The 14,881-nt window shown below is 63.8% G+C and carries 14 protein-coding genes and 1 other RNA gene; 5 read left to right on the top strand and 10 right to left on the bottom strand.

The window, feature by feature from the left end; all coding sequences use genetic code 11:
* Positions 1-13 precede the first annotated feature (13 nt).
* Positions 14-904, bottom strand: a complete 891-nt coding sequence (locus tag ACZZ0O_RS09530) for a GGDEF domain-containing protein (RefSeq protein WP_055850582.1) — start codon at positions 902-904, stop codon at positions 14-16.
* Between the two features lie 196 nt (positions 905-1,100).
* Positions 1,101-1,862 carry a bifunctional demethylmenaquinone methyltransferase/2-methoxy-6-polyprenyl-1,4-benzoquinol methylase UbiE gene (gene ubiE / locus ACZZ0O_RS09525; RefSeq protein ID WP_046965330.1) on the bottom strand — a complete coding sequence of 254 codons (762 nt, stop codon included), beginning with the start codon at positions 1,860-1,862 and terminating at the stop codon, positions 1,101-1,103.
* A gap of 87 nt (positions 1,863-1,949) precedes the next feature.
* Here ubiE and ACZZ0O_RS09520 point away from each other — a divergent pair, with 87 nt between their 5' ends.
* The 5 genes from ACZZ0O_RS09520 to ACZZ0O_RS09500 all read left to right on the top strand — a co-directional run bounded on the left by ACZZ0O_RS09520 (position 1,950) and on the right by ACZZ0O_RS09500 (position 5,945).
* Positions 1,950-3,599 (top strand): MFS transporter, encoded by a 1,650-nt coding sequence (locus ACZZ0O_RS09520; RefSeq protein ID WP_323521536.1) that lies wholly within the window; start codon positions 1,950-1,952, stop codon positions 3,597-3,599.
* Positions 3,596-4,684, top strand: a complete 1,089-nt coding sequence (locus tag ACZZ0O_RS09515) for an HlyD family secretion protein (RefSeq protein WP_463590635.1) — start codon at positions 3,596-3,598, stop codon at positions 4,682-4,684. The genes ACZZ0O_RS09520 and ACZZ0O_RS09515 overlap by 4 nt, the downstream gene beginning before the upstream one ends.
* 83 nt (positions 4,685-4,767) lie before the next feature.
* Positions 4,768-4,843, top strand: a non-coding RNA gene (locus tag ACZZ0O_RS09510) — sX9 sRNA.
* Positions 4,844-4,992: 149 nt separating this feature from the next.
* Entirely contained in the window at positions 4,993-5,493 is a 501-nt protein-coding gene (locus ACZZ0O_RS09505; protein WP_115512626.1) for a GNAT family N-acetyltransferase, read from the top strand.
* Positions 5,490-5,945 carry a nucleoside deaminase gene (locus ACZZ0O_RS09500; protein WP_008571705.1) on the top strand — a complete coding sequence of 152 codons (456 nt, stop codon included), beginning with the start codon at positions 5,490-5,492 and terminating at the stop codon, positions 5,943-5,945. The genes ACZZ0O_RS09505 and ACZZ0O_RS09500 overlap by 4 nt, the downstream gene beginning before the upstream one ends.
* 228 nt (positions 5,946-6,173) lie before the next feature.
* Here the strand turns inward: ACZZ0O_RS09500 and hslU are convergent, their stop codons facing one another.
* From hslU to ACZZ0O_RS09460, 8 genes are all read right to left on the bottom strand, one after another.
* Positions 6,174-7,541, bottom strand: a complete 1,368-nt coding sequence (gene hslU, locus ACZZ0O_RS09495) for an ATP-dependent protease ATPase subunit HslU (protein ID WP_055850568.1) — start codon at positions 7,539-7,541, stop codon at positions 6,174-6,176.
* Positions 7,542-7,651: 110 nt separating this feature from the next.
* On the bottom strand, positions 7,652-8,203 hold the full coding sequence (hslV, locus tag ACZZ0O_RS09490; RefSeq protein WP_005997221.1) for an ATP-dependent protease subunit HslV: 552 nt from the start codon (positions 8,201-8,203) through the stop codon (positions 7,652-7,654).
* Between the two features lie 871 nt (positions 8,204-9,074).
* On the bottom strand, positions 9,075-9,983 hold the full coding sequence (gene xerC, locus ACZZ0O_RS09485; protein ID WP_463590633.1) for a tyrosine recombinase XerC: 909 nt from the start codon (positions 9,981-9,983) through the stop codon (positions 9,075-9,077).
* Positions 9,984-10,058: 75 nt separating this feature from the next.
* Positions 10,059-10,730 (bottom strand): DUF484 family protein, encoded by a 672-nt coding sequence (locus tag ACZZ0O_RS09480; protein ID WP_161961578.1) that lies wholly within the window; start codon positions 10,728-10,730, stop codon positions 10,059-10,061.
* Positions 10,730-11,581 carry a diaminopimelate epimerase gene (dapF, locus tag ACZZ0O_RS09475; protein ID WP_463590632.1) on the bottom strand — a complete coding sequence of 284 codons (852 nt, stop codon included), beginning with the start codon at positions 11,579-11,581 and terminating at the stop codon, positions 10,730-10,732. The genes ACZZ0O_RS09480 and dapF overlap by 1 nt, the downstream gene beginning before the upstream one ends.
* Complete coding sequence (gene lptM / locus ACZZ0O_RS09470) at positions 11,571-11,822, bottom strand: LPS translocon maturation chaperone LptM (protein WP_115512632.1); 252 nt, start codon at positions 11,820-11,822, stop codon at positions 11,571-11,573. Before lptM ends, dapF begins: the two co-directional genes overlap by 11 nt.
* Positions 11,823-11,861: 39 nt before the next feature.
* Positions 11,862-12,260, bottom strand: coding sequence for a YbaN family protein (locus ACZZ0O_RS09465; RefSeq protein WP_055850555.1), 399 nt, complete (start codon positions 12,258-12,260; stop codon positions 11,862-11,864).
* A gap of 438 nt (positions 12,261-12,698) precedes the next feature.
* Positions 12,699-14,810: a S9 family peptidase gene (locus tag ACZZ0O_RS09460; protein WP_463590631.1), complete on the bottom strand. Its 2,112-nt coding sequence runs from the start codon at positions 14,808-14,810 to the stop codon at positions 12,699-12,701.
* Between the last annotated feature and the right edge of the window lie 71 nt (positions 14,811-14,881).

Genomic DNA, 14,881 nt, shown 5'->3' with positions numbered 1-14,881 from the left:
GCCTCGTCGGCGCTTACGTCACCGGATGAATGCGCGAGGTGTCGTGGCCGTCGCGCACCAGACGCCGGCCGCCGGAAAACTTGGCGCGATACATCGCCGCATCCGCGCGCCGATACAGCTCGGTGGCATCCACGCCTTGCTCGCAGACCGCGCTGCCGGCGCTCAGATGCAACGGCGCTTCTTCGCCGTCTTCGCGTTCGAGCATCGACAGCCACTGATTGAGCTTGAGCGTGGCCTCGTCTTCGCTGGCGTGCACGCCGATCAGGAATTCATCGCCGCCCCAGCGTCCGATCCAGTCCTGCGCGCCCAGCCAGCCGTAGGCCGACTCCACCAAACGCACCAGCACGCGGTCGCCGGCCAGATGCCCGAAGCGGTCGTTGATCTGCTTGAGGTTGTCCATGTCCAGCACGAACAACACAAACGGCCAACCTTCGCGTTGAGAGGCGGTGACCGAATCGCGCATTGCCTGTTCGCAGCCGCGCCGGTTCAGCGCCTCGGTGAGTGGGTCGAACAGGGCATGCTTCTTGAGATCGCGCATGCCGGCGTCGATCCCGCGCAGGCTGCGATTGATCCCGCGCAGCAGGCGCCCCAGCTCATCGTCGCCATGCTCCGGCAGGCTGGGCAGACGTTGATCGGCGTAGTAGGTATCCAGCGCATCGGCGGCGATGCGCAACGGCGCCAGCAGGCGATACAAGGCAGACAGCGTCAAGGCGGTGCCCGCCAGGGTGGCCAGCAGGGCGACGATGATCACCGACCACAACAGCTGCCCTTCCAGCTCGCTTTGCGATGCCAGCCACGCGATCAACAACAGCAGCGGCAGGTGAATCCCGACAAAGGTCACCGCCAGCAACTTGGCGCTGAAGGAACGGGGAAACACGCGCGAGAGCCCGGCGTATAAGCGCATCCAACTCTCCGACAAAAGAGCGCCTAGTGTCGCCGACAGATGGTGGAGCCAACGCGACGAAAGTCTCAGAAATTCGTTGGTGCGCACGTGCCTGCGGGTAGCGAGGCCGCATCAAGCGAACACAAGCGGTGCCCCTGAACTGCAAGACGTGGCACGTGATGCACGCGCCACGTCGGCCATCAGCCGCGGGCGGGATTCAGATCTTGTAACCGGAATGAATCGCCACGATGCCGCCGGTCAGATTCTTGTAGTGGCAGCGCGCAAATCCAGCCTCGCCCATCATGCCCTTGAGCGAATCCTGCGGCGGGTGCTTGCGGATGCTTTCGGCCAGATACTGGTAGCTGTCGGCATCGCGTGCGAACAACTGGCCCAGCTTGGGCAGAATCTTAAACGAGTGGAAGTCGTAGATCGGCTTGAACCACTCGGCGGTGACTTCGGAAAATTCCAGTACGCGCGCCTGGCCGCCCACCTTCAACACGCGATACATCTCGCGCAGTGCGGCGTCTTTGTCGGTGACATTGCGCAGGCCGAAGGAGATGGTCACCAGATCGAAGCTCTGATCCGGGAACGGCAGCGCTTCGGCATTGCATTGCACGTAGTCGAAGCCGGCCACCAGGCCGCGATTGGTCAGGCGGTCGCGGCCCACCGACAACATGCCGGCGTTGATGTCGCCCAGCACCACGGCACCTTCATCGCCCACGCGCTCCTTGAGCAGCACGGCGATGTCGCCGGTGCCGCCGGCCAGATCCAGCACGCGGTCGCCCGGCTTCACCTGCGCGGTCGCCACGAAGTAGCGTTTCCATGCGCGGTGGACGCCCAGGCTCATCAGATCATTCATCAGGTCGTAGTTGCGCGCGACCGAGGTGAAGACCTCGCCGACCAACTTCTGCTTGTCCTTGGCAGCGACATCGCGAAAGCCGAAATGGGTGGTGCCGGAGGTATAGGGAGATTCGCTCATGCCCGGATTATCGCACTGCTGACGCCACCATGACCGCAACGGGACCACAATCGCGAACTCTTCCGCAACCGGCCCTGCGAGCATTGCGTGCCCGACAAGTACGCCCCACGCGACTGGCAGCCCCACGAAAAGCCCACCCTGCCGGGGTCGGCGTCCACGCCGCTGCACCCGACCCGGCGCCGCATCCAGTACGGCCTGGTCGGTGTGGTCGTGGCGCTGACCGGCGGGCTGAGCAATGCGCTGGTCACCGCCAACCTGCCGTATCTGCAGGGCACCCTGGGCGCCTACGCCACCGAAATGGCCTGGCTGCCGGCCGCCTACGTGATGACCAACATGTCGGCCAATCTGTTGCTGGTGAAGTTTCGCCAGCAGTACGGGCTGCGCCGCTTCACCGAGATTTTTCTGGCGCTGTATGCGGCCATCGCGCTGGCGCACTTGTTCGTGCACAGCCTGAGTTCGGCGATCACCGTGCGCGCGGCGCATGGGTTGGTTGGCGCGGCACTCAGCTCGCTGGGCCTGTATTACGTGATCCAGGCATTTCCCAGCAAATACCGGCTCAAGGCAGTGGTGCTGGGCCTGGGTGTGACCCAGTTGGCGTTGCCGCTGGCGCGGGTGTTCTCCACCGACCTGCTGGAATTCGGGCAGTGGCAGGGCTTGTACCTGTTCGAATTCGGGCTGGCGATCTTCGCGCTGGCCTGCGTGCTGGCGCTCAAGTTGCCGCCAAGCGACCGCTACCGGGTGTTTGAACCGCTGGATTTCGTCACCTTCCCCCTGTTTGCGGCCGGTGCGGCCGGGCTGGCTGCGGTGCTGTCGCTGGGCCGGCTGCTGTGGTGGACCAGCACGCCCTGGCTGGGCGTGGTGCTGGCGCTCTCCATCGTGCTGCTGTGCATGGCGGCCTGGATCGAACACAACCGCCGCAACCCGATGATCAACACGCGTTGGCTGGCCAGCGCGGACATGCTGCGGTTAGGACTGGCGATTCTGCTGATTCGGCTGGTGCTGTCGGAACAAAGCACCGGAGCGATCGGCTTCTTCCAGACCCTGGGCCTGGCCAACGATCAGTTGCAGACGTTGTACGCGCTGATGTTGCTGGGCGCGGTGGCTGGAGTGGCCGCCAGCGCATGGCTGATCAATCCGGCGCGCATCGCCGAGCATCTGATCATCGCCGTGGCCGCGATCTGTCTCGGCTGCTTCATGGATGCCGATGCCACCAGCCTCACTCGCCCGGAGCAGATGTACGTCAGCCAGTTCCTGCTCGCCTTCGGCAGCACGTTCTTTATCGGCCCGGCGATGGTGGCCGGGCTTGGCCGGGTGATTGCGCAACCCGGCAATCTGATCAGCTTCATCGTGCTGTTCGGCATGGCGCAGAACATGGGCGGGCTGCTCGGCAGCGCCCTGCTCGGCAGCGTGCAGATCCTGCGCGAGAAATACCATTCCAGTCAGTTGGTCGAGCATCTGGTCTTGACCGACCCGCAGGTGGCCGCGCGCGTGCAGGCGTATGCCAGCCTGTATGGCCGCAGCATCGGCGACCCCACGCTGCGCCAGGCGCAGGGCGTGCGTGCGCTCGGCAGCGTGGCCACGCGCGAAGCCAATGTGCTGGCCTATAACGACGTGTTTCTGCTGATCGGCTGTATCGCCATCGCCACCGGGGTGTGGATCCTTTCCGTGCTGGTGTGGCGACGCTATCTGCGTCCTCCCGTGTCACCCTCCCCTCCTGCTTCCACTGCGCGCCCATGAACACATCTACCGATCCCACTGCCGCCTCCGAGCGCGCCCGTCGTCGTCGCCGTCGCATCACCGGCGCGATTGGCTTTGGCGGGCTCGCCCTGATCGGCGTGGCGCTGGTGCTGTACGCATGGCGGCTGCCACCGTTCGTCAGCGCGACCGAACGCACCGAAAACGCCATGGTGCACGGACAGATCACCGTGATTGCGCCGCAGGTCAGCGGCTATGTCACCGACGTCACGGTGCAGGACTTTGCGCATGTCACACGCGGCCAGCTGCTGGCCACCATCGACAATCGCATCTACGCCCAGCAGCTCGAACAGGCCAAGGCGCAAGTGCAGACCGCGCAGGCCAATCTCGCCAACTGGGAGCAGCAACGCCATGGCGCGGACGCAAGCATTGCCGAACAACGCGCAGCGCTGAGCAGCAATCAGGCGCTGCGCGATCGCACCCGCTCGGCATATGCGCGTACGCAACAGCTGGCCAACCAGAAACTGGTATCCGAACAGGACCGCGACACCGCCTTTGCCGCGCGCGCGCAAGCCGAGGCCGGCGTGGCACAGGCGCGTGCGGCGGTGCAGGCCGCCGAAGAAAATGCGCGCAGCGTCACCGTCAATCGCGCAGCGCTGGAAGCCGCCGTTGCCAATGCGCAGGCGGCGGTGCAACTGGCGCAGATCAATCTGGACAACACGCGCATCGTGGCCCCGCGCGATGGTCAGCTCGGCCAGCTCGGCGTGCGTCAGGGCGCCTATGTCACCAACGGCACGCAGTTGATGTCGCTGGTGCCGGACACGCTGTGGATCGTGGCCAATTTCAAGGAAACCCAGATGGCGAAGGTCCGCATCGGGCAGCGCGCCAGCTTTACCGTGGATGCGTTGGACAACGCGCGCCTGCATGGCCGCGTGCAGGAAATCTCTCCGGCCGCCGGCTCGGAATTCAGCATACTGCCGGCCGACAACGCCACCGGTAATTTCGTCAAGATCGCCCAGCGTATTCCGCTACGCATCAGCGTCGATCCCGGCCAATCGCTGGCGCCACGCCTGCGCCCGGGCATGTCGGTCGTGGTGGCAGTCGATACCGACAGCGCGGCCGATTGAGCGCTGCCGGCGCCACGCGCCAAAAGCGGCCAGCAGAGTGTCTGCGCAACCTGCCAGCGGGCGCGGCACGTGCTCGGTGCGGCAGGGACTACTCGTACATTGCGGTTCCGAGTGCGCCGTCTACCCCTAGCTGACGACTGCACGCTAAGTTTTTCGGCGCTCCACGCGACCTGGGCGGCAGACGCGGACAACATCGAGGACGGTCCTTTTGTGCCTCAGCGCTGATGCCCCAATTCGCCAGGTGTGCTTCTCGTACGCCTAGCGCTTCTCTGTCTGCCGCGCGCAGGCGATGCCGCTATCATGCGCCGATGCCCTCTACACCAACGCATCCCTTGCACTGGCAGCAACTGCGCTTTACGCAGCTGAGCACGATGCAGTTGTACGCGCTGCTGCAACTGCGCACGGATGTGTTTGTGGTGGAGCAGCAATGCGCTTACCCGGAACTGGATGGCAAGGACACCGATCCCGGCGTGCTGCATGTGCTGGGCACCACCCACACCACTGCGTTGGCGGCCTACCTGCGCGTGCTACCGCCGGGCCTGCGTTATGCCGAACCCAGCATCGGCCGTGTGGTGGTCGCTGCCGCGTATCGCGGCACCGGGTTGGCCCATGCGCTGTTGCGCGAAGGCATCCGCTTGGTGCACACGCACTGGCCGGGCAGCGCGATTCAACTCGGTGCGCAAGCGCACCTGCAACCGTTCTACGCTGCGCATGGCTTCGCGCCATCGTCCGCGCCGTATCTGGAAGACGGCATCCCGCATCTCGACATGCTGCGCCCTGCCGGCGCGGCCACTTTGGAGTCCGCATGATCACCACCCCCGACTACCGCGCATTGCTCGACACCGCCATTACCGAAGCCCGCCAGGGCCTGGCCGAAGGCGGCATCCCGATTGGTGCGGCGCTGTATCACAACGACGGGCGCCTGCTCGGCTGCGGCCACAATCGTCGCGTGCAGGAAAACGACCCGTCGGTGCATGGCGAAACCGATGCCTTTCGCAAGGCCGGCCGTCAGCGCCGCTACAAGGACACCATCATGGTCACCACGCTGGCGCCGTGCTGGTACTGCAGCGGGCTGGTGCGCCAGTTCAACATCGGCACCGTGGTGGTGGGCGAATCGGTCACCTTCCAGGGTGGCATCGCCTGGCTGCGCGAGCACGGCGTCAACGTCATCGACCTGCAAAGCCAGGAATGCATCGACCTGCTGGGCGGCTATATTTCCGCCAACCCTGATGTGTGGAACGAGGACATCGGCGAGGACTGAGCGCACCGGCCAATCGATTGCGCGGCGGCACGCGGTGACAGGCAGTGGGCAATCCAGCTGTCATGCCGAAGCGCACCTGGGCGCTGCGTTGATCCGTCGTTATCGCGCCAACCAGCGCCAAGGCGTACGTTGATCTCGGTGCACTGCCAGAAACAAAAGACCCGCCAACTGGCGGGTCTTTTCCATTTGGTGCGTTCCATCCAGCGCGCAGCTTGCCGTGCGCTGCGATCAGAGGATGTAGCGACTCAGATCCGGATCCTGCACCAGTTCGCCGAGCTGTGCATCGACATACGCCGCATCGACAGTCACGCTCTGCCCGTCGCGGTCCGGCGCTTCGTAACTCAGCACATCGAGCAGCCGCTCAAGCACGGTGTGCAGACGGCGCGCGCCGATGTTTTCCTGGCGCTCGTTGACCTGCGCCGCAATCTCGGCCAGGCGGTCAACAGCGTCCGCACCGAAGGTCAGCGTGACGCCTTCGGTCTGCAACAAGGCTTCGTACTGCTTGATCAGCGCGGCCTTGGGCTCGGTGAGAATGCGCACGAAATCGGCCTTGGTCAGCGCGGTCAATTCCACCCGGATCGGGAAGCGCCCCTGCAACTCCGGAATCAGATCGCTGGGCTTTGCCAGATGAAACGCGCCGGAAGCGATGAACAGGATATGGTCGGTCTTGACCGTGCCGTACTTGGTCGACACGTTGGAACCTTCCACCAACGGCAGCAGATCGCGCTGCACGCCTTCGCGACTCACATCGCCGCCATTGGAGCCGGCTTCGCCGCGCTTGGCGACCTTGTCGATCTCATCGATGAACACGATACCGTGCTGCTCACAGGCTTCGATCGCCGCTGCACGCACGTCGTCTTCGTTGACCAGCTTGCCGGCTTCTTCTTCGATCAACAGCGGGCGCGCCGCCTTGATGGTGAGCTTGCGCTTTTGCGACTTGCCACTACCCAGATTGGAAAACATCTGGCGCAGCTGCTGGCCCATTTCTTCCATGCCCGGCGGGGTCATGATGTCCATACTGGCGTTGATCGCGACATCCAATTCAATTTCCCGCTCGTCCAGCTCGCCATTGCGCAGCATGCGGCGGAACTTGATGCGGGTTTCGTTCTCTTGCGACGAGGGCTCGTTGCGTGCGGCTTCCGGATCGAATCCGATGCCGGCCGCGCGGCGCGGCAGCAGCGCATCCAGGATGCGATCTTCGGCACGCTCTTCGGCCTGGTTGCGCACGCGCACCTTGGCCTGCTCGCGATACAACTTGACCGAGGTGTCGGCCAGATCGCGAATGATCTGCTCCACGTCCTTGCCGACGTAGCCCACTTCGGTAAAGCGCGTGGCTTCCACCTTGACGAACGGCGCGTTGGCCAAGGTTGCCAGACGTCGCGCGATCTCGGTCTTGCCGACGCCGGTGGGGCCGATCATCAGGATGTTCTTGGGCATCACTTCGTTGCGCAGTTCTTCGGGCAACTGCATGCGCCGCCAGCGGTTGCGCAGCGCAATGGCGACCGCGCGCTTGGCGTCGTGCTGGCCAACGATATGACGGTCGAGCTCCTGCACGATTTCGCGCGGAGTCATGGTTGAGCTATCGGGATTTGGCATTGGGGAATCGAGAATTGGGAATGGGGAATCGTGGGAGCAAAAATCAGCAGCCTATGTCGTTGGAGTGGAGACGAAACCGCTGTTGCGATTCCCGATTCCCCACTCCCGATTCACAGCTCTTCGACCACCACGTTGCGATTGGTATAGATGCAGATATCGCCAGCGATATTGATCGCCTCGGTGGCGATGGTCTTGGCATCCAGTTCGGTGTGCGCCAGCAGCGCGCGTGCAGCCGACAAGGCGTAGGAGCCGCCGGAACCGATCGCGATGATGCCGTCTTCCGGCTCGATCACATCGCCGGTGCCGCTGATGATCAGCGAGGTCTCTTTATCGGCCACCGCCAGCAATGCTTCGAGCTTGCCCAGGCGGCGCTCGGTGCGCCAATCCTTGGCCAGTTCCACCGCGGCGCGGGTCAACTGCCCATGCTTGTCGAGCTTGGCTTCGAACAATTCGAACAGCGTAAACGCATCGGCCGCAGCACCGGCAAACCCGGCCAGCACCTGACCCTCGCGACCGAGCCGGCGTACCTTGCGCGCGTTGCCCTTCATGACGGTGTGGCCGAGCGTCACCTGGCCATCGCCCGCGACGGCGACATGCCCACCACGTCGAACCGAAATGATGGTGGTGGCGTGAACGATGTTGGGATTCTGGCTGGGGTCCATGGGTCCTCCGGGGGTTTCCAAAGAGGTGGGGACGCCCCTGCCGGGTTCAAGCGCACTGCGACGATGGGACGCAGCGATGAGAGTTGTGCAGAGAGGAGTTGGTCATTGGGCCGTTGGGCGAACGGGCGAACGGGCGAACGGTCGAACGGTCGAACGGTCGAACAGGCGAGCGAGCGAGCGAGGAACAAGGTACGTAGTGCAAGGTGCGAAGTGCGAAGTGGGAAGTGGGAAGTGCGCACACGATACGAGCGGGATACACCGATCACCGCACAACCTGGTGATCGGACGCCACCCGCCTTAGCCCCTCTCCCGTCGGGAGAGGGGTTGGGGTGAGGGTACGGCCGCCGCCGTTGATTGCACGCCGCAGCGTCAACACGCTCTGCATGCAGGAATGTCTCGGAGCACCGGTATTTCTCGCAGCCGCCTATGAAATCTCGCCGTGTTTAACCGCGGTTACCTCACACGCCGCTTTTGAAAGCTCACTGGGGCGCCCGCGAACTCTGACGCTCTCCAATACCCTTCCCAAGACGCCCAGCAGCATCTGCACAGGAACCCTCACCCCAACCCCTCTCCCGAGGGGAGAGGGGCTAGAGCCGCATTCCCACGAGTTACTTGCCATCTAGGCAACCAGCGCCTTAGCGCTGTACTGGCTTTATCGACTGTAGTGGCTTTATCAACTGCAATGACCATTGCAGCTGCAATGGCCTCATCAGCTGCAATGACCTTATCAGCTGCAATGGCTTTACCAGCTGCAAGGGCTCCACTGCACTCGCTTCATCAGCTGCAATGGCTGGACCAGCAGCACCACTACCTCGATTACATCAGCCAGAAAATCATGCAATCACGCTGATTACATCGCTCACGCACACGCTCACTCGGCAACCTTCTTGCGCTTGGCACGCGGATGCGCGGCGTCGTAGACCTTGGCCAGATGCTGGAAATCCAGGTGCGTGTAGATTTGCGTGGTGGCGATGTCCGAGTGACCAAGCAATTCCTGCACGCCACGCAGGTCGCCGGACGATTCCAGGATATGGCTGGCAAAACTGTGACGCAGCATGTGCGGGTGCACGTCCTTGAACATGCCTTGGCGCACCGCCAATTGCTTGATGCGGATCTGCACCGCACGCTGCGAAATCGCACCGCCGGCACGCCCGGGGAAGACATGCGTTTCCGCACGCCCGCCACTGTCGCGCTGCCATTCGCGCAAGGCTGCAATGGCATGCGAGCCCACTGGCACCAGACGCTGTTTGCCGCCCTTGCCCAGCACCATCACCAAGCCGCTGGCCAGATCCAGATCGCGCCAGCGCAGCGCGCAGAGCTCGCTCAAGCGCAGCCCCGACGAATAGAACAGTTCCAGCAATGCGCGATCGCGCAACCCCAGCGGCGCATCGGTCGGCACCTCGACCAGGCGCACGGCTTCATCGGCGTCTAGCACCTGCGGCAGCTTGCGCGGGGCCTTGGGCGCACGCAACGACGCCGCGGGGCTGGCGGCGATACGGCCGTGCTTGAGCAACCAGGCGTAGTAGCTGCGGCATGCAGACAAGCGCCGCTGCAGGCTCTTGGCCGACAGCCCGCGCCGGTGTTCCGACGCGACGAACTGGCGCAGCTGCGCGCTATCCAGCTGAGCGACATCCAGCGCAGTCGCAACACCCGCAGCATCCTTCTGCTCGGCCGCCCAGCTCAGCAGCGCGGCAAGATCGCGTCGATACGCATCCAGCGTGTGCGCCGACACCTGACGTTCGACCTGCAGATATGCCAGAAAGTCTTCGACCGAGGACATCTCAGCTGTCCTGCTGCGGTGGCATCCACACTGCGGTGCACAGCAGGCCGCGTACTGCATGGCCTGCCGCCATCATCACGCTGCGAAACGCTGCAGCGCCACGCCGAGCGATTCGCCCATCATGCGCAGGAACAAGGTGCCCATGCCCGGATAAAACCGGTTGGCATCGCTGCTGCCGACCGCAATCAAGCCAATCCCCGGCAATGGCAGCAACGCCGTCGACTGCACAACGTCCGCCTGGTCGGCGTACAGCAGTGCATGTTTTTCAGCCTGCAGCCGGCCGCAGATCGGCTCGCCATCGCTCAAGCAATCGCGGAACGGGGCCAGGCGCGCATCGTCGGCGGCAATCACCTGCAGCCAGTCGGCTTCCAGCCCGGCGACCGGTGCGAGCAATACCAGCCGTACCAGCTCACCGTTGAAATCTTCCGCCAACGAGGCGGCCATCGCCTTGAGCGTGTCGGCAACGGTGGTCTGGCGCATCAATGCCAGCGTGAGTTGATGGGTGCGCACCGCCAGCCGTTCATTGACCTGCGCATTGCTGCCCAGCTCGTGCAGCCGCCGTGACAACTCGCGGTTCTTGTCGCGCAACACTTCCAGCTGATAGGTCGCCAGCGACGCGGTGGGGCCGTCGTCGCGCGGCACCAACAGGCTCACCGCCAGATCGGGGAATTGTTTGAGAAAGGTGGGATGGCGACGCAACCACGTTGCGACCTCGTGGGCACCGAACTTGTCCGTGTTGTCGCTCATCAGTTCCACTCTCCATCGAAGACGAACACCGCAGGACCAGACATCACCACGTCCTGTGCATCGGCGGGCCAGCGAATCCGCAACTCGCCGCCGGGCAACGACACGCGTACGTCGCGCTCGACGCGGCCGCGCTGCATCAGCACCACCGCAGCCGCGCACGCACCGCTGCCGCAGGCCAGCGTTTCGCCGACACCGCGCTCGAATACGCGCAAACGCACATGCGTGGGGTCAACGACTTGCGCAAACCCCACATTGACCGAATTGGGGAAGGCCGCATTTTGTTGCAGCAAGGTACCCACACGCTCCACCGGGGCGGCGTCGACACGGGCCACCTCCAGCACGGCATGCGGGTTACCCATCGACACTGCGCCAAAGCGCACCGTCTCGCCATGCACGGGCAGTGCGTATTCGTCACGCGCATGTGCAAACCCGGCCAGCGGAATTTGCGTGGGCTCGAACTGCGGCACGCCCATGGCCACCGAATAGGTTCCTGCATCCACGTGTTCCACCGCATGTGCGGTGACCGGGCTGTCGATGATGAAGCGCTCGCCCTGCGCGGTTCCATCGCGCACCAGCCAGGCGGCGACGCAGCGTGCGCCGTTGCCGCATTGACGCGCGGCCGAGCCATCGGAATTCCAGATGCCATAGGCCGCCACGGCGCCTTCGCTGCGCGGGGACTCGATGGTCAGGATCTGATCGCAACCGACCCCGAAGTGGCGGTCGGCCAGACGTGCTGCCAGCGCCGCGTCCGGTGGGGGCATGCCGTTGCGCAGGTCCAGCACTACGAAATCGTTGCCGGCGCCATGCATTTTGGTGAAAGGCAGGCGCTCGCTGCGACCGTCAGCGCTCATTGCCGCTGCTAGCGGGCTGGTCGGTAGTGGATGCGGGCTTGGTGTCGGTCTCCACCGGCGCAGGCGCAGGCGTGGACTCATCCAACGGTTGCGGCGCATCCGGCTGCGGCACGGGCTGGGCTTCCACCGGCACCGGCTTTTGCGGCATCACCAGCGGGCCCTTGTTGCCGCAGGCGGCAAGCAGGACAAAGGTCGCACCAACCAGTGCGAGACGAACGGAAGGTCGGGACATGATGCTCATGGAGCGAAGTATAGCCAGAACACCCTGACTGCCGTGCGCTCAGTGCGGCGCTTGCAGCGCGCGCGGCGGCGGCTCCGGACGCAGCCACAACCAGATCGCCACCACCGCCATGCTGCCGATCGACAGGCATTTCACCCAGAACACCGGCACGCACCACAGCATGATGCCGGCGCAGATGGTCATCGTCAGCGTCGCCATCCACTTGGCCTTGCGACTGACCGCCCGATAGGTCTGCCACTCCACGATCGCCGGCCCGAAGCGCGGATGCGACAGCAGCCACCCATGCAAGCGCTCGGAGCCTCGCGACGCCGCCCAGGCCGAGATCAGGATGAACACGGTGGTCGGCAACCCCGGCACAAAGATTCCGACAATGCCGGTCGCCAGGCTGGCATACGCCAGCAACCACCAGGCCCAGCGAAATCGGTTCGGTCGCGTCATGCGCAAATGATACGACCAGAGCGGGGTGAGGTGGTCTGGACTGCGCGTTGTTAGTGCAGCACTGCGGGTGCGTCAGAGGCGTCGGTGACACAGCTGCACCGTTCCCCGGGAGCCGCGCCAGGCGAGGCACGACGCCAAACTCGCTGCACCCAGAAAAGGCCGACTGTTCGGCCAAGCGTGCCTGCGGTGCTCAGCTTGCTTTCAAACGACCGGGGAGCAAGAGCGACAGCAACGAACCCTAGCGGAAGCAACGGTGGAAGACGGAAGACAGAAGACGGGAAGCAGAAGGTCAGAAGGTCAGAAGGTCAGAAGGCAGAAGCACAGCACGGAGAATGGAAACCAACCGCCCCACCCCAACGCACTGCACCAACCACCAAACCCCTCAGTCATCCGCTTTGCCGAATCCCAACTCCCGACTCCCCAATCCCTGCCCCTCAGCTACTTCACACCCAACTGATCCAGCACAAACGCGTACGACTCCGCCAACTCGCGGTAACGGCGGAAACGGCCGGACTTGCCGCCATGCCCGGCTTCCATGTTGGTACGGAACACGATCGGGGCCTTGCCGGTGTTGTCGTCGCGCAGCTTGGCCACCCACTTGGCCGGCTCCCAATACTGCACCTGCGAATCCCACAGACCGGTGCCGACAAACATCGCCGGGTAGGCCTGCTTGCGCACGTTGTCGTACGGCGAATACGACAGCATGTAGTCGTAGTAATCCTTGGTTTCCGGGTTGCCCCACTCGTCGTATTCGTTGGTGGTCAACGGAATGCTGGCGTCCAGCATGGTGGTGACCACATCGACGAATGGCACCTGCGCCACCAGCACGCGATAGTCCTGCGGCGCCATGTTGGCCACTGCACCCATCAACAAGCCACCTGCGCTGCCGCCGGACGCCGCCACTCGGTCTTTCGCGGCGTAGCCCTGCGCGACCAGGCCGCGGCTGACGTCGACGAAATCGTTGAAGGTGTTCTTCTTGTGCAGCAGCTTGCCGTCGTCGTACCACTTGCGACCCAGTTCCTGGCCGCCGCGGATGTGCGCGATGGCGTACACCACGCCACGGTCCATCAGGCTGATCGCCGACAGATTGAAGGCCGGGTCCATCGACATGCCGTAGCTGCCGTACGCGTATTGGAACAACGCGGCAGTGCCGTCTTTCTTGAAGCCTTTCTTGTAGACCAACGACACCGGCACCTTGACGCCGTCGCGGGCCGTGACCCAGACACGTTCGGTCACATACTTGCTCGCCTCGTAACCGATCACCGGCTGCTGCTTGAGCAACTTGCGCTCGCCGGTCTGGGTGTTGAGTTCGTAGGTGGTCGCCGGTGTGGTCAACGAGGTGTAGCTATAGCGTAGCCACGCGGTATCCGGTTCGGAATTGGTCGACAAGCCCATCGAATACGCCGGCTCGTCGGCCTTGACGTACTCGTGGCTGCCATCGCGCTTGAGCAGGCGAACGCGCTCCAGCCCACCGGAGCGCTCTTCGATGGCAGTGAATCCATCGAACATCTCGAAGTTTTCGATGTAGACGTTGTCGTCGTGCGCCACCCAGTCGGTCCACTGCTTGCGCGTGGTGGCATCGGTGGGCGCAGTCACCAGCTTGAAGTTCTCGGCGCCATCGGCATTGGTGCGGATCACCCAACGCCCATCGAAATGTTCCACGCTGTACTCCACGTCGCGCTCGCGCTTGGCCAGCAGCTTGAAGCTGTCCGGCTTGGCGGCCAGCGCATACCGCGTCTCCGACGACACCGTGCTTTCCACGCCGATGACGATGTACTTGTCATCACGGGTACGCCCCATGCCCATGTAGAAGCTGTCGTCCTTCTCTTCGTAGACCAGCACGTCGTCCTTGGACGCAGTACCCAGGACGTGCTTTTTGACGCGCACGGTGAGCAGCGTTTCCGGGTCGTTTTCGATGTAGAACACCGTTTTGTTGTCGTCGGCCCAGACCACGCTCGGGGAGACGCCCTCCACGGTGTCCGGATAGATCTCGCCAGTGTCCAGGTTCTTGAAGCGGATCGTGTATTGACGGCGGCCGATGGCATCGTCGGCCCAGGCAAGAATGCGGTTGTCCTGACTGACCTCCGCCTCGCCCACGTTGAAGTAACCCTTGTCCTGCGCCATCTGGTTGACGTCCAGCAGGATTTCTTCCGGCGCCTCCATGCTGCCCTTGCGACGCGCCTGGATCGGGTAATCCTTGCCGGCTTCGAAGCGGGTGTAATACCAATAGCCGCGTTTGCGATACGGCACGCTGGCATCGTCCTGCTTGATGCGCCCGACGATCTCGTTGTAAAGCGTGTCTTCCAACGGCTTGAGCGGCGCCATCACCTGGTCGGTGTAGGCGTTCTCGGCGTTGAGATAGGCCAGCATCGCCTTGTCTTCGCGCTTGTCGTCGCGCAACCAGTAGTAGTCGTCGTTGCGGGTGGCGCCAAACGGCGCTTTGACCACATGCGGGTGCTTGGCGACGTCTGGCGGCGACGGGGGAGCGGCAAAAGAGGGAGCGGATGTGGTCATCAGGCTGGCGATCAACAAGGTCAGGACAGGCTTCATCAGATTGGGGTCCGTTGGATGAACGCAATGCCATCCCAGCCACCGAGTGTGGAAGAGCCCGCCGCCAGGCG

This window comes from Xanthomonas sp. AC360 (assembly GCF_979258225.1).
The sequence above is the reverse complement of the archived record's forward strand: the minus strand, read 5'-3'. Positions and strand labels throughout refer to the sequence as shown.